This window comes from Streptomyces sp. NPDC002853 (genome assembly GCF_053591915.1).
Genome location: NZ_JBSFUS010000002.1, coordinates 21416 through 39664 on the forward strand (window position 1 = coordinate 21416; position 18249 = coordinate 39664).

Sequence of the window (18249 nt, forward strand, 5' to 3'; positions counted from 1 at the left end):
CAGTCCTGGGTGAGGCCCTTGAGACTCGGGCCCCACCCAGGCGGCTCCTCTTCAGCACAGGATGTGCCGCCGGGCCCTGGCCAGCAGCGGTTGAAGAAGCTGGAGACCGCCGCCGGATTCGAGGTCTTCAACCCCCGAACACGCCCCGTCGTGGCGACGCCGCGCGGACGAGCGCTCCTTGATGAGGCTCAACGCCTGTTCGACCGGCTCGACCGAGGTGTGTAGTCGTAGCTGGTGCGGCTCCCGCCGGGAACCGTGACCGCCAACCCGCGGCCGCGCAGGCGGACAGGAGGCCGGACAGGAGAGTCTAGGTGTGGGCGCGGGGCAGGTGCTCAGCGTGCAGCGCAGTGGGGCGGGGGCGGCTGGAAGGCGGGTGGAGGCCCATGTGCGTGACCCGGTACCCGCCGACCGGACGATCGGCCATCTGGCCCTTGAGAACACATGCGGTGGCCCAACGATATCTTACGAAAGACGGGACGCACGAACCGAACGTCGATCCCTGAAGCGGCATCAACATTTTTTCCAACTCGGACCAAGCCCCGCAGGCGCTAACACACCTCGAGGGGCACTTAAATTCCAAGAACGCGCCCACACGCGACCTGGATCCAGCAGCTTTCCGGCGTCCACGACCTCGTGTAATTCCCCTATAGGGACTCGGATCGGAGAAGTTCGAGCCCCTCAACACCCCTCAGGCTTGCTTCTACATCCTCGGATACATTATCTGCGTAGACGAGGGTTGTGTACTGAGAGAAATCCGGCTCCGTCAGATCGCCATCATCATCACGGCCATGTCTTTCGATTGTAATCTCAAGATCGGAAGAGTCCTGAAAGTGATAGTACTCCCCTCCCTTGTATGAACTATCCCTCACAGCGAAGTCGCACCCCACGGACTCCGAGATCTTCTTAGCTAGTCGGGCCGTATCCGGCTCGACGGCTCCGTACAAGTTGAACCGATCAGACATGCCGAGCTCTCCCCTGGTTTCGCTACGGTCGCATGATAATGCTAGGCGACCGGCCAGCAGCCGACTCTGCCGAGCCGTAGATCATGAAGTTCACCGGTCGGCCTGCCTCGCGGGACAGGTCTTTCCGAAGCTGAGTCAGCCCCATCTTCTTCAGCGCCGCCCCCTTGAGTGGTCCAGTGCGCGTACCCTTTGAGCGCAATTTGATTCCCGCACCCTTGGCCCGGTTCAGCACATCCGCTCCGGTCAATGCGACGTCGAAGTCACTGTGCGAACCGAACGGTCTTCCCGTCTTGAAGCTTTTCCCAGTGACAGCACTTCCCTGGAACACCGGAGTCGTTCCCCCTAGCCCAGCTTTTTGCAGTCCGGCGTTGAGCTGCGTTGCAAACTTGGCGAATCCGGCCGGGTTGGAGAATCCCAGTGGCATGCGCCTCGGCCCGGGAACAGGAGCACCAGCCCTTCCACCTCCGCCTGGCCCCACTGGAAGGACAGCGGAAAGCATATTCTCGCATGGATATCCGGGATTGCAGACAGGGCCAGAAATGAGCCTTCGGAAGAATTCTCCGAAACCCATACCCGGTTGCGGTCCGTACAGCCAGTCTCCGTTCCCGGAGGATTTGGTGGAATCCTGTGGACCCTTCTTGGGGCCACCGCAATAGGTGAGGAGGCCCGTCCCGGTGCAAGAAAGAGTGGAGCCTCCACCGGAAGATCCGGAGCTGCTTCTATTGACCTTCCCGCTGCTGCCGGGATAGTTCGGGTACTTGTCCTCCCAGGTCTGACCAGATGCGAAGTCGGGTGCGGCATGCGCATCAACAAAGTCGTCCTTCTCGCTTCGCCCGCCACCGCCACCGCCACCGCCACCGCCAGCACAGTGGTCGTCGCCGCAGAGTTCCAGCCCTGAGGGGTCACTGAAAGTGACTGGACTGTTGTTCGCGTAGACGTAACCGTTGAGGGACTGGTGTTGATCCAGAGTCAGGAGTGGATCGATGCTGAGGAATTGACCGATGCCAGGGTCGTATTCGCGGGCGCCGATGTGGGTGAGGCCGGTCGCAGTGTCGGCGGGTTTGCCGAGGAAGGCTTTGTCGTCGGGCCAGTTGGTGGTCTTCTCGCCGCGTGGCGCGCCGAAGGGGGTCGTGTAGCGCTTGGTGACGGCGTAGGTGGTGGCGTCCAGGGCGATGCTGGAGGTGCCGTGGTGGTCGGCGGCCAGCAGGTTGAGTTGGGTGCCTGAGGTTCCTGCGGTGGCGGTGCGGACGGCGATGGACTGGCCGTTGGCCGTGTAGTAGCGAGTGCCGGCGAGGGTCTTGGTGCTGCCCTTGGTGGTGAGACGGACTTCCGTGCCGCCCAGGTAGAGGACGGTGTCGCCGTCCCCCTTGGCCCGGCGGATGAGGAGTTCGCCGCTGGCGTCGTACAGGTAGTCCGTCTGGGCCGGGCCCTCTGTCGTGCGGGACAGCTTACCCTCGGTGTTCCAAAGGAGATCCTGCTGGGCCGCACCATCGGGTCGGGAGATGGTGTTGCCGGTCTTGTCGTAGGCGTACTTCTGGGTCTTTCCGGCGCTCTCGGTCTCGGTCAGCGGGTGAGGCTGGCCCTGGTCCGTGCTGTACCTGTACGCCGTGGTCTTGTCGCCGGAACTGGCGTGCTGTGTCTCGGTTTTGCGCTGGCCTGATTCGTTGTAGGTGTAGCTGTTCCAGTACGGTGCGGCGCCGTCGATGTTGGAGGTGGCGCGGCCCGCGGCCGCGCAGTCAGAGGTTTTGGGGGTCCAGGCTTCGGTCAAGCGGCGGTGGCCGTCGTAGGCGAAGCACTGGTAGTCGGGCTTGGTGGTGCCGCCTTGGGTGGTGGCGTCGAAGATGGAGGTGACGTTTCCGGCGTCGTCCTGGGTGTACTTCAGTTCCTGCGGCATGTAGCCGTGGACGTCGTCGGTGACATAGGAGCGGGTCAGGCGGCGGGTGCCCGCTTCATAGTCGTAGTTGAGGTAGGCCTTCTTGGCCGAGGTTCCGCCGCTCATGCCCAGGGTGAGCTGGCGCAGGTCTCCTTGCGGGGAGTGGACTGCGCCTTGGAGGTAACCGCTGGTGCCCTTGGAGGTGAGCTGCTGGCCGGTGGCGTTGTAGGTGTAGGAGACGGTCTCGGCGGCGAGTCCGGCCACGGCGGGCTGGAAGTCCTGGCTGACGGTGCCGTCCAGGCGGTAGCCGGTGGTGAAGGAGAAGGTCTTGGGGACTCCGGCGGCCACCAGCGGGTCGTCGTCAGGCAGGGCCAGCTGACTGCCGGTGACCTGGTAGAGGCTGTCGTAGCCGGTGACTTTCTGGGTATAGGCCTTGCCGGTGGTGCCGCCGTCGTAGCGGACCGCGGTGTCCTGCTGTCCCTTGGCCAGGCTGTCGAAGGTCCAGGCGGCGAGCTTGTTGGAGTCGCTCTTGCTGGTCTGCCACAGCCCGGTCTTGCGGCCCAGGTCGTCGTAACCGGACAGCAGGGTCCGCTTCTCCATGTCCGTGACACTCACGGCCCGGTCAAGGGTGTCGTAGCTGGTGCTGCTCGTGCCGGAATCCGGGTCACTAGAGGTGGTCTGGCGGCCGAAAAGGTCGTAGGTGTAGGACCACTTGGCGTCGTCGGGTCCGGTGACGGTCTTCTGCTGGCCGTCGGGGGTGTAGGTGTAGTGCGTGGTGGTGAAGTCGGTTCCGGTGGGTTGAGGGCCGCCGTATTCCCGGCGCAGCGTCAACTGGCCTAGTGCGTTGGTAACTTCGGCGGTGGCCTGGCCGCCGGTGGGGGCGCTGGTGGCCACCGTGTCGCCGGTGTAGGTGGTATTGGTGGTCCAGCGGGTGACGCCGTAGTTCTTGGTGGCTGTCTTGGTGGTGCGGCCCGCGCCGTCGTAGGTGGTATCCGTCTGAATCGGGGCCTGGCTGCCCTCGGTCTGCACGGGGGTGGCAGACGGGGCCGAGGTGTTGTCCCAGATGTCGCCCTGGGCGCTGGTGGCCAGCCCCCGGTCGTCGTACTGGGTCAGCGAGACGAGGCGGCCGCCGACGGGGGTGGGGGTCTGGGTCTGGCGGGCGCGCAGGAGGGAGTCGTAGAACTCGTAGGTGGTGTTGTAGCCGGATCCGTCGCCCTTGAGGACGCCGGTGGACACCCACGGCATGGCCTTGCTGGTGACCTTGTAGTCGTAGACGTAGTTGGGGGTTTTGCCCAGGTCTTTCGAGCGGTTGGGCAGCCAGGCCTTGGTGACGCGGCCCAGGCTGTCGTACTCGCTCTCGGTGATCTTGCCGTTGGCGTCCTTGGTCCTCACCGTCGCCCCGGTGGCGAAGTCGAGGTAGGTGGCTTCCTCGTGCTGCTTGGCGTTGGTCACGCTGCTGGAGGTGAGCGGACCGGCTGCAGAGGGGGTATAGGTGGAGGTGGCGATGGTCAGGTCGTTGGTGTCCTTGACCAGCAGGGGGCGGCCCAGGGTGTCGTATTCGGTGGTGGCTGTCTTCTGCCAGAGGGGGGTGTTTTCGCTGGTGTAGGACTTGGCGCGGCCGCTCCAGGTGACCTCGCCCGTGGTCGGCTTCTGAGAGGCTGACCAGGTGGTTGCTGCCTTGTCGTCATACACGGTGGCCGAGTCCGCGATCACGTCGCCGGGCTTGTCGGAATCGGTCGGCAGGTCCAGGTCCGTGTCTGTGGTCGTGCAGGGCTTGGCGACGGTGCGGGTACGCGAGGCGAGGGAGTTGATGCCGACGCCATCGTTGCGGGCGTACCAGGAGCGGGTGCAGGTCTCATCACCCGGGACGGCGTCGTCGCCGTTGTCCTCGACCGTTTCGGCCATGCCGTAGTCGTCGTAGCTGGTCTTGGTCGTGCGGATGCGGTCGCGGGGGGTCGCGGTGCTGGTGATGTTGGTGCGTTCGTGGCTGGCGGCGGTGCGGACGTAATAGGCCTCGGTGTCGGCATACGACTTGTGCTGGGTGGCGGTCCTCTTCGACCAGGGGGTGCTGATCGTCCCGCCGATTTCGGTGTCGCCGTTGTAGGTGACTTCTTCGCGGGTGAAGCCAGCGTACTGGTCGGCGTCCATTATCTCGGCGGCCTTGATACCGGTGACCTTGACGCTCTTGCGTTTGTCCGGGTCGGGGGTCTTGCCGTCCGCGCCCGCGACGCGGTCGCCGTTCATGCCCCGCAGGTAGACGCTGACCGTCTTGAGCTGGGCGCTGTCCTTGTCGCCGGTGAGGCGGGTGACCTTTTCGTAGCCACGCCAGATCGACCAAGTGCGTTCCTTGGCCGGGGTCATGGGGTCGTCGTCGTAGTGCCAGGCACCGCCGCCGGAGTACTGGTAGGTGCGCTGGACGGCTTCCGAGCCTCCGTGCGGGTCGGTGGTGGAGACCGCGGTGACCGGGTACTTCTGGAACCAGTCCAGGATGGGGGTCTGCTCACCGTTGGGCGACCAGTACACCGGGTAGCAGCGACGGGTGTTGTCATCAGGCTTGGGCATGGTCTGCCCGGCCACGCAGTCCGCCTCCATGTAGGAGACGATCGTCTGCGCGCCCGTCTCGGAGGTGACGGTGCGCAAGCGGGGCTTGTCCAGGGAGAGGATGTCGTCGGAGGCGCCGTCGACCCGGTTGGGCAGGAAGGCGTGGGTGAACTTCACCGGATCCAGGGCAAGATCGGTGCCGCGCTTGCCGGTGTGCTTGATCTCATCCAGCCACAGCGACTGGTCGCTGGTGTCACCGGTGTCACCCGGGTCGAGGTAGAGCTGCTTGAGCTCCCAGGCGTCCACCGCGGCAAAACCGGGGGTGGCGGCGGCCGCGTCCCACGCGTAGGTAGCGATGGTGGTCATGCGCTTGCGGGTGAAGAACGACGGGCCGACGTTGCCGGTGCACTTGTCGCCATCCTTACAGACCGAGTCGAAGGGCACGTCGGGCCAGTTGTCGCGCTTGTCCTCGGTCAGCGCGTCACAGCCGGTGCCGGTGGCAAGGCAGCGCTCGGCGTAGCTGAAAGTGACCTTGTTGGAGACGGCCGGGGTAGCGGAGAAAAGGGAGCCGGCGCGCTGGCCGTAGCGGATTTCCTTGAGGTAGCCGCCGCGAGTGTAGTTGGTGCCGGTGGTGTCGTCGCCGAGCTTGTCGTAGTTGTTGTGTTCGGCCGCGTACCAGTAGGTCATGGCGTTGGTGTGGGTGTCCTCGACGAGGTCGAGGTTCCATCGCCAGGCCTGCTTCTTGTCGCGCCCGGAGAAGGATGTGCCGTCCGTGTAGCCCGGTTCGCCCTCGTCGTCGCCGAAGACCGGCACCGTCCACACCGACTGGGTGCGGTCATCGGCGCCTGCACCCTTTAGCTTGTTCAGGCCGAAGGTGTAGGTGGTGCCGTCGCCGGTGGTGACGGTCCAGTATTCGCCGTTGTCGTCGCCGTTGTCGGCGCCGGTGGATTTGGTGACGGTGGAGGCGTCGTCGTCCTTCAGGCGCCACTTGCCGCTCGTGTCGTCTTTGACGAGCTCGGTGGCCTGGCCGTTGAGGACGAGGGAGGCGTTGTCGTACTTCCAGCACAGGTCGTACTTCTTGTCCTGGCCGTCGTCGTCGCAGGAGCCGTACTTGCGCTCGATGTAGGAGGAGGTGAGGTCGAATCCCTCACCGATCGCGGTGCCCTGGTTGTTCGTGGAGGCAGTACGCCCGTCCACACTGCCGGAGTCGTAGGAGATCGACATGTCGGGCGAAGGACCTGCCGCAGCCGGGGGTGTGCGCAGCGGGTAGGACCAGGTGAAGGCGCCCGCCGAGCCGCCCGCCTCCCAGGTGGAGGAGGAGGCCAGCGGGGTGGCCTTGTAGTCGCCGGAGCCGGACTTGGTGCCCGCCGCCAGGGCCAGCACCATCGTCCGGTCTGCGGTGGCACCGCTCTTGGCAGCGGCCGGGAAGGCGAGCGCAGTGGTGAGCTGCTGGCTCTTGCGGTCATTGGTGGAGTTGAGCGGTGTGCGGGTGCGGCAGTCGGCCTTGGACGGGTCGCTGAGCGCGCAGTCGGGCAGCCGCAGGACCTGCAGGCGGCCGGCCCAGTCGCCGCCGTACGCGGAGGCGAATGCCTCGTAGCCGAGACTCAGTTGGGCCTGTCCAGCATTTTTCGGTGCGGTGACGCTCAGCACGACGCCCTTGACGCCGAGCTTCTTGGCCTTCTTCTGGTCCAGGACCTGGACGGTGAGTTCCTCGGCGGCCGGCGTCTGCTTCTTGCCCTTGGCCTGCTTGGGCGCGGCGAGGGTGAGGGGCAGGTTGCCCGGGTTCGCCGTGGCCTTGCCCGACGTGGGCACCGACAGAGTTGACTGCCCGCCCTTGGGCCAGGTGACCGTGCGCTCCTGGGCGTTACGCGAGCGCCGGGCGGCCGTCTCGTCGGCCGCGGCCGACTTGGCCACCGCCGACGCGTTCTTCTTGTTCGTCTCGGCGGTGAACGGCGTCACCTTCGATGCGCGCGGCGCCCCCAATTTCGGCCTGCCCAGCGGATCGGTGTCCGCAGCGAAGGCGACCGGGCTCAACAGGCCCGGTAGCAGGGCGAATCCGGTCAGCGCCGCGATCCGCCGCGCGCGTATCCGCGAAGGTCTTTTGGAGCCGCCCGTCCTGGGCAGGCCGAAGGCAGACAGGTTCATCACGCATCTCCTCGCGTGCGGCCACCCACAGTTCGGTGGCCGCACGCCGTTGAAAATCGCCAAGAAGACAGAAGGAAGAGCACAGGGTGCTCGGCGGTGCCGCTAGGTCGAGGGCTGGGCAATCTGGCTGCTCACCTGATCCGGCGCCATCGCCCCGGTCCATACGCGCAGCTTCGCCATGTCGCCCGGCAGGTAGTGACCAGTCGTGCCCTGAGCCGCACCGCGGCCAACCGAGAGGGCGCCGCTGCCCTGTTGTGGCGTGCCGAGGCCGGGATCCTCTTCACCCTGCTGGATAAATGGCCCGACATACAGCTGGGCGACGCCGGACTGCTGCTCGCCCTGGTCATCGATGAAGTCCAGGCCGGCGTCGAAGACGCCGGTCACATCCACCCAGGTGTCCCACTCCTTCTCCCCGACCGGCTCCTGGGCCGGGGCAAGCGCGGTGTCGATGATCTTGCCGGTGGCGTCCACGGCGCTGCGGCCGAACTTCCACTGGTAGATGTCGGCGGACACCTTCTCCACCCACAGGCCCCAGGAGGACTCCTTGCCGACCGGGGTGGCCTGGGCGGCGACCAAGCCGCGGTAGCCAACCGGCTTGGCCGCCAGCAGTGCCTTGCTCAGCCGCACCCGCGCCGACACGGTGAACGAGCCGGTCTCATCGACCACCGGGCCCGTCCCCGAGGCGTATCCGGAAGTGCCATTGAGCACCAGCGCCGTGGCGTCCTCGCCCGTCAGTCCGGCTCCCGACCCTGACAGCGCCATCGCGCCGCGGCGATAGGGGAAGGAGGCACTGCTCGGGTCGTCCGGGTCCTCTGGGCTCTCGGTCACCTGGCTGCCGGAGGAGATGGTCGCGTCCCAATGGGCGACCAGTTCATTGGCCGCCAGGCCCTCCGGACTCTCCAGCCGGTTCTCGGTGCGGATCTGCTCAGGGGTCAAAGCCTCCTGCCAGGTCGCCACCTCGTCGATGCGGCCGTGGAAGTACTCGCCGTAGTTCCCCCCGACCTTCGAGCGGCCGATCATCAGGTTCCGGTCCGCCGTCCAGGGCGTGTAACCGGCGGCCTCGTCCGCCAATACCACCTCAGGGCCCTGGGGCTGCCCGTTGACAAACAGCCGGATCGTGTCGTTGCTCTTGTCTCCGTCATTGTGGCTGTCGAAGACAGCGGCCAGGTGCGTCCACACCTTCAGCGGCGGGCTGGCTGCCTTGCCCAGGGAGCGGATGTAGACGGGCCCGTCCTTGTCCTGGTCAGTGCGGTTGAACACCCACTTCTTGTGTGTGGCCGAGTAGTAGAGCGTGAAGGCCGACCCGTGCTCCCCCGGCGCCGACAAAACGGTGTGGTTGGCCGAGGCGTCGGTCAGGTAGGCCCAGGCGGACACAGTGAACGAGTCCTGCGAGTTGACCGGCACCCCGTCCGTGGAGGCGTAGCCGACCTGCTGGGCCGGATCACTGAGGTTGTCGTTCAAACGCAGCGAATAGTCCGACGCACCACGCCGGCCCATGGTCGACCAGCCAGTGCCTGCCTCATCGCGCAGCACCGCATCGTGACGGGCACCGGTCTCCCCCGTGTCCTTGGCAGTCATCACCTCGGACCCTGGGGCGCCGTCATTGAAGCGCCAGCGACCGGTGGGCCCGTCGGAAAGGCTGGTCTTGAAGACGAACTCGGCCGATGGCCCCCACCTTTCCCGCCCTTCCTTATCGAGCTTGAGGTCGCTGGCCTCGACCGAAAGAGTCTGGGTCCCCGGCAGACCCGGCCGGACGTCTTCGACGGTCACCGGGGCATTAGTTGTTGAGGCCTTCACCGTCTTGGTGGCCTCAGCATCCGACGTCAGCAGTCGCCACCGGTAGGCCTTCACATCCTTGTCGGCCGTATTGGGCTTGAAGGTGAAAATGCCCGGTTCACCTGGCCCGCCATGGGGTTCGCAGGCATTGGTGGTGCATTCGGTATAGGGGGCGCCGGTCACGATCGTCGGCGGCTTCGGGGCGGTGGAATCGACGCGCAGATAGCACCAGGAGGAGTACGGCGAGAACAGGTCGTCGGACTTGCCGTTGTAATACCAGTGCGACTGCGTGCGAGCCCGGAACCGGTATAGACCACCGTCCTCGCGGTTACCCGTCTTGGTCCTCTCCAGGTTGCCATCGGGGCTCCATCCCGAATCCGGTTCGTAATCGGTCCAGACCTGCGACCAACTGCCGGAGGTGGTGTCGGTACTGGAGCGCTGCATCACGAACTCAGCCTGCAGAGAGCCCTCTTCCTCCCCTTGATGTTGCTCGACCTTCGTCTGCACCCGCGCCTGGATCGTCGGCGTCTCCGTCGTCACCGTCAGCGGATTTGAGGACTTCCTGCACGAGGCCGTGCCACCGTCACCCGTGCCGGGAACGGCGGCGACCGACGTGGGCACGCCGGGCTTGTGCACGTACCAGACCTTGAGCTCGGCGTTGGAGTCAAAGCGCTTCCACGCCCGCGGCTCGCCCTCGTCCTTGGCCCGCAGCATCAGCGTCAGCCGGGAGATCTTGCCCTCCGCCAGTGAGCGCACCGTGGAGGCGAGGTTCTCGTCGTTCTCGTCCGGGTTGTCGTTGAACTCCACCCAGGCGTTGGGCTGGTCAGGGCTGCACAGGTCCCCGCGGCCGGCAGAGACGTAGCGATCGCCCATCTGGTCCAGTTGCTTGGGGCCCGGCCAGCGGGTGCCCTCGGAGATATTGTCGGTGCGCTCCAGGTCCACCCAGTACGGGTTGCAGGTGAACGACCAGGTCTCATACGCGCGAAAGGTGGCGTCCAGGACGTGCTTGCCGGCCAGTTTGGAGGCGCCGAACTCGAAGTACATCCGGTCGGTGTAGCTGCCGTTGGACGAGCAGTAGTAACCCTCGGCGACGCCGCACCGGCCGACGCCCTTGGGCTCGCTGAACTTCCAGAACTTGTCGCCGTCCGAGGAAAGTTTGGTCCACTCCGACTTGTCCAAGCCGACGGCGGGGTCGATGAATACCGGGTAGACGGTGTCCTTGCCGCGCAACAGGTCCAGGTCGGGGGAAACGGACACAGCTCCGTTGCCGACCGTCACCGGCAGCTCGGCGGTGGCATCTCCCTCACCGGGCTGGGTCGGATTGTCTTCCGCGCCCTGTTCCGCCTGCGGCGCCACGCTGGCCTTGGCCGACCGGGACCGCGCCTGCAACTGGGGCTGTTCGTCGGTATCGCCTGCGGAGTCCCACATCTGGCCGGCAGGTCCTCGAAAGACGGCGTTGCCGTCGGCGTCCAGCGCGCGCAGGCCGCCGCCTTCTCCCGGCACCAGGCTCAACCCCTCGCCGGTGGCGGTGAGTCTGACCTTCTCGAGTTCGGGGCTGGCTGCTGCTTCGGCGCTCTTGACGGCCAACACCTCTCGGTAGCCCTCCGCAGTCGCCGTCAGCTCGAGGTCCACACCCTTGATCGGCACATCCGCGTACGTCGCGGTCGGCCCCTCCAGGGTCGGCGTCGGCAGGGAGGTCGACCACCCCAGCTTCAGGCCCTGGCCCTCGTGCCCCAGGCGCAGCATGCCAGCACCACTGCCGCCCCCGGAGAACGACAGATCCACCACGGACGACTTCGGGCCGATTGTCCCGTCGGGCCGTTTCTCCAACGTGACGTCGATACCGCGCCAGGTGCCGTCCGCGGTCTTGGCACGCTGCGGTTCGGTGGCCTGGGTGATGACGAACGTGCCGTCCGGGTTGGCCATCGTCGTCGTGTACTCGGTGCGCTCCGACGTCACCTCGACCGGATCCCCCGAGGCCACCGCCCGCTGCGAGGCCGTCTGTTCACTCACCCCGGCTGCCGGCGCCTCCACACGAGTCCGGTCGGCGGACGCGTGTACCACGGACGGCACAAGCGACAGCAGCATCGCCGCTGCCGCCGTCCCACCGATCACACGACGTGCCCCCGCTCTTCGGTCACCGGCATAGCGGTGCCCCCACCCAAACCCCACAGTCCCCACCCCAGAGTCACAAGTTCTTTACAGACTGCGTGATTTAAGGCCCCACCAGCCTCATAAGTCAATGCGAACCTGAGGCCAACTTCCGGTTCCACGCGACCCTGAGCAGGAGAAATAGCAACGCGTGACCGACTTGCTCCACTACGGCAGCCAGAGGGTTCAGCTACGGAAAGTAGCTATACCGGTACACCAGACAGCGTGAACACGCCAATCGTTGCCGCCCTCAGCATCACCGAACGCGCACGGCTGCCATCGACTGAATCAACTGGCGCAGGCGGGCACTTCGAGGACGGAGTGCTCCACGCCAGCGCCCGACACAGTACACAGCTGGGCGGCCAGAACCAGCCACCCAACTACCTCGCCCGCACGTGCGGTGACGCAGCGTGCCCTCCCGGCGATCCAGCACAGCAGATCCTCATCACTGCCCCAGCCGCCACAGACTTCCTGCAGCTCGAAGCACCGCTTCTCATCCCATCCTCGCGTCCAAGACGGGGCTCTCCAGAGCCACCCTGTCGGCCGCGACCCAAGGAACCATGTGCCCTCCTTGGGACACGATGACCAAGTACCTCATCACATGTCAGGAGGACCCCGACGCCTGGCGGCCCCGCTGGGAGGTGGTCGCCGAACAGCGCCAGCGTGACAACGCAGGGCTGCCGGACGACGCGCAGCAGCGTGACGTCTTCCGCCGCATCATGCCTGCCGAGATCCAGACACTCTCCGGCTTCGCGATCGCGCTACGCCAGCTCAAGGTCTGGCATTACCAGCCCACCTACGGCCGGATCTCCCAGACCGCCGCCCGGGCCGGGTTTTCGGTGCGCGGCACGACGATCTGCAACGCCTTCGGCGGGGCCAGGCTGCCGACTGAGAGCGCGCTCCTCGGTGCCCTCGTCGGTGTGGGCCTGGAGCGAGAAGACCCCGAGATCGCCCAATGGCTCGAAGCCCGTCGGCGCTTGGGGGCCGCCGCCGTCGAGGAACAGATCATCACCTCGGTGGAGGCCGCCGACGCCGCGCCGGACACCAAGGCGATCAACGACGCCCCCCGAGTTGCCAGCAGGTGGCCAAGCGCCTGCCACGTCAGGGGGCGGCGCCGTGGGACCGATCACCAACGCCAACGGTAGTAACCGCTACAGCCGTCCCGTACGAAGGAGGGCGGGCTCGATGCTTCTCACGTGAAGGCCCGCCTCACGACGAGATCGAGGACTGGCAGTAGCGGGCCTTGGCTTGCGACCACCGAATCGGTCGCGACCGCGAACTGCTCGGGCTGCGGCACCTCAACTCCCCTACACGCTGAGGCCGTAGTGGCCACATCGGTGCGAGGACGGACAGCGCGTTCACACTGAGGGAGGCCGAAGGGTTGGATGCGCTGGAAGCCGGCCGGGGGGGGCGCATGTCCGTTGGTGATCGGCAGCTTGGCGGCGATGGACCGCAGTCTTCGTCCCGACCCCGCCGGGGTCGCAGAGCGGTTGATGCCCTGCCTCTCCCTGCGCGGCTGCACGGCGGTGCCGGGGCAGTTGCCAGGAACGCTCGTGCGGCGCATCGAGAGGCGTGCTGCACGATGTTTTTGCCTTGCCGGGTCAGCTGGTGGTCTGGTAGCGCAGGAGTGTGTTGTCACTGCGGGTGAGCCAGAGATCGAAGGCTCTTCCGCTGCCGTCCACGTCTCCCGGAGACGTAATCAGAGGGATGTTCGTCGAGCCGAAGTTGGTTCCTGTTCGGATCTTGGCTGACTGATCTGCGAGTCCGTCGCCGTTGGTGGCGCCGGGGGTGAAGAGGTCCAAGTCCTTCCAGCCACCCGGACCGATCAGGATGGGTTCCCGGCCGGTGTCGAGACGGTTGTCCGCCGCACCGAAGTAGAGCCAGAGCAGGCTGCCTTCCTTGACCAGAAGGTCAGGAAATCCGGCCGTGTCCGGGGTGCCGTCGTCGTCGATACCGAGGGGGCCGTCGACGTCGCCGACCGCAAGGATCTCGTCGGTGTTGTTCCAGTGGCTGTTGGCCTCGTCGCAGACAGTGATCTCCTGACGGTCGCTGTCGTCGCCTTCGCAGTCGGTGCAGGCGAAGGCGTAGCCGTTGCTTGCACTGCACGGCCCAGACCCGGCCATCGGCATCCACCGCGCGCACGTCGCAGGCATCATCGCCGGCGCCGCCAATTTGCTCAGCCCTGAAGCCGTCGCGCCGCATCAGATCGCGAATCGTGACCTCGAAGTCGCGGTGGCCGGCCTCGTCCAGCTCGTGCAATTCCCTGCGCAGCCCTCGCACCCGGCTCTCTTCCCACCTCCTGCGGTCTCGCACCGCCAGGCTGCAGAGGGCCGAGAGCATGAGCCCGATCTGCGGCAGGAGGCTGCAGATCCCCCAGTGGTCCTTCAGCCAATCGCCCAACCAGATGAAGAAGCCGATGGACGCTGCCCAGAGAAGCACCATTCCGGCAGCTTCCAGCTTTTCGTGGAGCTCTGCCCGCCGATCCGCATCGTCACCCACCGCCCCGAGTGCGGTGAGCCGTCCGCGTACGTCCACGAGACAGACGCGCAACTCGGTCACCCGCTGGTTTACCCCCACCCGCAACCCGTCGCGCCCGAAAGCTCCAACCATGCAGTCCCCACGCCAGTTGACACTCCACCTGCTGACTCAGTGGACCACAGAGCACTGACAATGAAGGGCTCCAGCCGACGCGCGACGATCAGGGCCAGCGGCTTCCAGCAGGTCGCCGCGCACACGCGACTCCAGGGTTCCGAGCGCACACACCGTGTCGGGACAGGCCCGGGGGCTTCGCACCCATCTGACTTACCGCTCGCACGGGTGACACGAACGCCCTCTACGGCATGGCGGGGAGCCCCCACTCGCTACGAAGATCACGAACACTTTGTGACCTTCGAGGAGACCCGTGCCCACCATCACCCGCACCGCCGTCCTGCTCGCCGCCGCCGCGGCCCTCATCATCCCCACCGCCACCGCCCAGGCCGCCCCCACCGGCAGCCCGAATACAGCGCCCCAGGCCGGCGAGACTGTCACCCAGCCTCTCCAAGCCGCCCTCAAGTCCCTGACCATCAAGGATGAGGACCGCACCGGCTACCAACGTACCTCGTTCAAGCACTGGGTGGATGCCGACAAGGACGGCTGCACCACACGGGCCGAGGTCCTCAAAACCGAGGCACTCACTGCCCCCGACCAAGGCCCCAGGTGCAAGCTGACCGGAGGCCGCTGGTATTCCGAGTACGACGACCAGTACATCGAAGGCCCCGACAAGCTCGACATCGACCACCGCATCCCGCTCGCAGAAGCCTGGGATTCCGGAGCCAAGGACTGGAGCGCTGCCGAGCGCCAGGAGTACGCCAACGACCTCGGCGACGCACGGGCATTGATCGCCGTCACGGCGAAGTCCAACCGCAGCAAAGCCGACAAGGACCCCTCCACCTGGATGCCGTCGGCCGACGGCAACCGGTGCGACTACATCAGCCAGTGGGTCGCCATCAAGACCCGCTGGAAGCTCACCATTGACCCCAGCGAAGAAGCCGCCCTCGCCGAGAACGCCACCCGCTGCCCCAACACACCCGTCAAAGTCCAACTCGCGCGCTAGCAGACACTTACCTCGCCAGATCATCCCTTGAGACCCGGGGCCCCAGGCTGCTCCTCTTCAGCGCAGGATGTGCCGCCGGGCCCTGGCCAGCAGCGAGTCCAGCGGGCGCCGGCATAACTCGCACCGCCGCCCGTCCATCTCGCTCAGTTCCGCCGTACAGTCCCGCGACAACGGGCAGACATCAGCGTCCGCCCGTCGCTCATCGTGCGGACACCGCCGGTTGGCATTGCAGGGCAGACCGTATGCGTCGCCGCGCGGTGGCGGTGGGCTTCGCAGCCTTGGTGCATTCGGCGGCTACTTCGTGCAGGGCGCGGGAGACCAAGGGCCGCTCCTGCACGGGCTGTTGATCCGTCGGTTGTTGAGGGACGGTGGGTTTGTGGGCAGGCAGGGCCTTGGCGAGGGCGCGTACTGCACGGTGCTGCAACGTCTTGATTGCGCCTTCGTTCTTGCCCATGATGCGGGCCGTCTCGGCGACCGACAGACCTTGCAGGAAGCGCAGGGCGATGCACTCCTGCTGGGGCGGGCTCAGGAGTCTGATCGCCTCGATGAGTTCGGCGTTGTCGGGCAGCCCTGGGGGCGCAGCCCGCCCGTGGCCGGCGGGAAGTATGTCGGCGCCGCAGACGCTGAGCCGGAAGCTGTTGGACTCGACGTAGTCGGCGATGAGTGCCCGGGCAATGGACAGCAGCCAGGCATTGAAGTCCCGCTCCTGCCAGGTGAAGAGATGGATTCGGCGTATAGCGCGCATGAATGTCTTGGCGGTCAGTTCCTCGGCCGGTTTGCGTTCTCCGGTTCTTAAGAAGATGTATCCGTAGACGTGATCAGCGTACTTGTCGTAAAGGGCGCCGAAGGCTTCTGGGTTGCCGGCCCGGGTGCGGGCCACGAGGACGGTGACCGAGTCTGTGCCGCCGGCGGTTTCGGGCGGTTCGCCATGTGTGCAGGGCCGGGGCGGGGCAGAGTCCGCTGCCGGCCGGGCAGGCTCAGGCGAGGGTCGAGAGGTGCGCAGGCCGGGGGAAGAGGTCAACAGCCGTTTCAGGCGTCGCCGCGCGTGGGCGAGATGGGTGCGCACGGTGCTTTCGGTTACGCCCAGGATGCTGGCGACGTCCGCGGTCGGCAGGCCCTCGAAGTAGTGCAGCACGATGGCCGAGCGCTGCATGGTGGGCAGATCGCGCAGGGCGGACATGAGCGTGAGGTGGTGGACGACGGCGTCGCTCGAGTCATCGAAGGCCAGGTGCTGTTCCGCTAGGAGGGGAGTCAAAGGAGTGGTGCGGGCGTGTCGGCGGTGGTTCGCCCACGCGTTGTGACGTGCGGCGGTATGGGTGTAGGCGAGCGGGTTGTCGATGGTTGCCCAGCGGCGCCATGTGTCGATGAGCGCGTCCTGGACGGCGTCCATGGCGGCGTCATGACTGTGGCAGTGGGGCCGGACCGCGGCGACCAGGTGGGCCAGATGAGCGGCGCAGAACGCCTCGAAGTCGGGGACGGGGACGGCCGGTGCACGGCCGTCGGCAGGGGGTGGTTGCCCCCCGCCGGTGCGGGGGGCTGTGTCCGGCGGGGGCAGCCGAGTCACTGAATACCGTCCTCCTGGGTCTCGGTCCGTGCGGGCGGGAAGGAGGCGCGGCTGTCGCCGGTCAGGCCGTTTTGGGTGATGCTCAGGATGAGGGTGAGCACGGCGGCCACGAACAGCCCGAGCGTGATCTTGGCCATCGTGTCCATCGACCGCCACCAGCCGACCGGTTCGGCGGCGGCGATGCGTACGCGGGAGCGGCGCATGATGCGGCCGGCAGTAAGCCAGCAGGCACTCGGGATGGCAAGCGCGAAGGCGGCAAGGGTGATGCGGGCGGGTGGCGAGCCGAGGAGTTCACCGGGGGCGAAGGCGAAGAGTACCGCCGCTGCCAGAGCGTCGAGGGCGATGCCGAAGGTGACGAAGTCCCGTCGGTCGAAGCTGGACTTGCGTACCCAGGGACGCCTGTTGGGGGTGAACACGGTACGCAGCTCGCGGCCGCGGGCTTGTACCCAGTCCTGGTCGACACCGGCGATGTCGATGTCGACTCCGTCGGAGGTGATGACGATGTGCACGGTGCGCTGGGGGCCTTGCGCGGCGATGGTCAGGTTGGTGAGCTCGATGAAGGTGCCCAGCGGTACTGCTGCGGTGAGTTGGTCGCTGTGCAAGAGGTCTTCGAGCACGGCGGCGCCGGCCTCGACACTGCTGGCTTCGTCGTCCTGGGCTCCGCGTATCGGGTAGCGCGTCCGCAGGTCGGCGATCTGGTTTGCGTCGAAGTGCCGGCTGACGACGCGGTATGCCTCTTCGGCGGTCTGCCGGGTCACCCGCCGAGGCCGCAGCCGCAGCTTGTGGGAATACGGCAGCACAACTGCTGTCATGTACTTTCAATTCCTTATTGAGGGTTGAATTTTTGACGGTTCTCGAATGCGTGGTACCTACTTCTTTTCTTGCTGCGACGACTCCAGTCCGGCCAGAGACTCGAGACGTCAGAGGAAAGCATTATCAGCACGGGCGCCGCCCGTCCACTCCACCCCACTGCCACATCAACTGAACTTTGTTCAGGATCAGTTGAGTCAGCAGCAGGAAGAATGAACGCCCCTTACGTCGGACCGCCGGGCGCATATATGCACAGCGCTGGCGCCGAACAGCACTTACCCGGCGCGCTGACCTCACGTCAAACCATGGCCAGAGCCCCGATTTGAAGATCTTGCACCGGCCCCGCACTCTCGCCGACACCCCGCACCACAGCACGGCTCTATCCGGGATGCGCACTTCTTCAAAAGACGGCGCACCGCGGGGCTTTCCCGACGGCCGCCAAATGTTCAAGAAGAGCCCCACCAAAAGATCGTTCTATATTCGGGTACTTCCGAGGCGTCCGGAACAACGGCCGCGCATGCGATACCGCCGTCGACTCGCGCGGCGCGCAATTGTTCGCCCGCGGCGCTGTGCGCGGGCGCACCCGTGAGTTCCGTCATCCCTGCGGGTCGGACAGATGCTTAAAGACCGTGCCAGAGGAGCCCGGCCCGGGAGAAACAGAGCTCCCGGACCGGGCAGACCTGCCTCGAGTCTCTGGCCGGAGAGGGCAGGCTTTAACCAGATGCGGTACCAACGCATCGAGGACCCGTCATGCAAGCCCTCGCATGTATGAGTACCACCCGGCGAAGAACGCCGAACTCCTTCCGGAGTTTCTGGTTACGCACCGCCCCCC

Annotated in this window: 7 protein-coding genes and 3 pseudogenes; 2 read left to right on the forward strand and 8 right to left on the reverse strand. The window is 66.2% G+C overall.

Translation table 11 applies throughout. The features are described 5' to 3' along the window. Nucleotides 1-644 precede the first annotated feature (644 nt). From ACWD02_RS04605 to ACWD02_RS04615, 3 genes are all read right to left on the reverse strand, one after another. Nucleotides 645-962: a hypothetical protein gene (locus ACWD02_RS04605; RefSeq protein WP_451204446.1), complete on the reverse strand. Its 318-nt coding sequence runs from the start codon at nt 960-962 to the stop codon at nt 645-647. A 22-nt stretch (nt 963-984) separates the two neighbouring features. Continuing rightward, the gene (locus ACWD02_RS04610; protein ID WP_451204448.1) at nt 985-7521 is read right to left on the reverse strand and encodes an RHS repeat-associated core domain-containing protein; all 6537 of its coding nucleotides are present in this window, start codon (nt 7519-7521) and stop codon (nt 985-987) included. Between the two features lie 102 nt (nt 7522-7623). Beyond that, a complete protein-coding gene (locus ACWD02_RS04615; RefSeq protein ID WP_451204450.1) occupies nt 7624-11385 on the reverse strand; it encodes a LamG domain-containing protein in 3762 nt (1253 codons plus the stop codon). Between the two features lie 644 nt (nt 11386-12029). Between ACWD02_RS04615 and ACWD02_RS04620 the strand changes: the two genes are divergently transcribed. Further along, nucleotides 12030-12593, forward strand: a complete 564-nt coding sequence (locus ACWD02_RS04620) for a hypothetical protein (protein ID WP_451204452.1) — start codon at nt 12030-12032, stop codon at nt 12591-12593. A 456-nt stretch (nt 12594-13049) separates the two neighbouring features. Here the strand turns inward: ACWD02_RS04620 and ACWD02_RS04625 are convergent, their stop codons facing one another. Both ACWD02_RS04625 and ACWD02_RS04630 read right to left on the reverse strand, forming a co-directional pair. Beyond that, the gene (locus ACWD02_RS04625; protein ID WP_451205888.1) at nt 13050-13577 is read right to left on the reverse strand and encodes a hypothetical protein; all 528 of its coding nucleotides are present in this window, start codon (nt 13575-13577) and stop codon (nt 13050-13052) included. Between the two features lie 22 nt (nt 13578-13599). After that, nucleotides 13600-14058, reverse strand: a pseudogene (locus ACWD02_RS04630) (hypothetical protein); the annotation flags it as partial. A gap of 301 nt (nt 14059-14359) precedes the next feature. Here ACWD02_RS04630 and ACWD02_RS04635 point away from each other — a divergent pair. Next, nucleotides 14360-15043 (forward strand): HNH endonuclease family protein, encoded by a 684-nt coding sequence (locus ACWD02_RS04635; protein ID WP_451205837.1) that lies wholly within the window; start codon nt 14360-14362, stop codon nt 15041-15043. A gap of 382 nt (nt 15044-15425) precedes the next feature. Here the strand turns inward: ACWD02_RS04635 and ACWD02_RS04640 are convergent. From ACWD02_RS04640 to ACWD02_RS04650, 3 genes and pseudogenes are all read right to left on the reverse strand, one after another. After that, nucleotides 15426-15926, reverse strand: a pseudogene (locus ACWD02_RS04640) (RNA polymerase sigma factor); the annotation flags it as partial. Between the two features lie 150 nt (nt 15927-16076). Beyond that, nucleotides 16077-16607: pseudogene (locus tag ACWD02_RS04645) on the reverse strand (RNA polymerase sigma factor); the annotation flags it as partial. Continuing rightward, nucleotides 16604-17419 carry a hypothetical protein gene (locus ACWD02_RS04650; RefSeq protein WP_451204454.1) on the reverse strand — a complete coding sequence of 272 codons (816 nt, stop codon included), beginning with the start codon at nt 17417-17419 and terminating at the stop codon, nt 16604-16606. The pseudogene ACWD02_RS04645 and the gene ACWD02_RS04650, both read right to left, overlap by 4 nt. Nucleotides 17420-18249 lie beyond the last annotated feature (830 nt).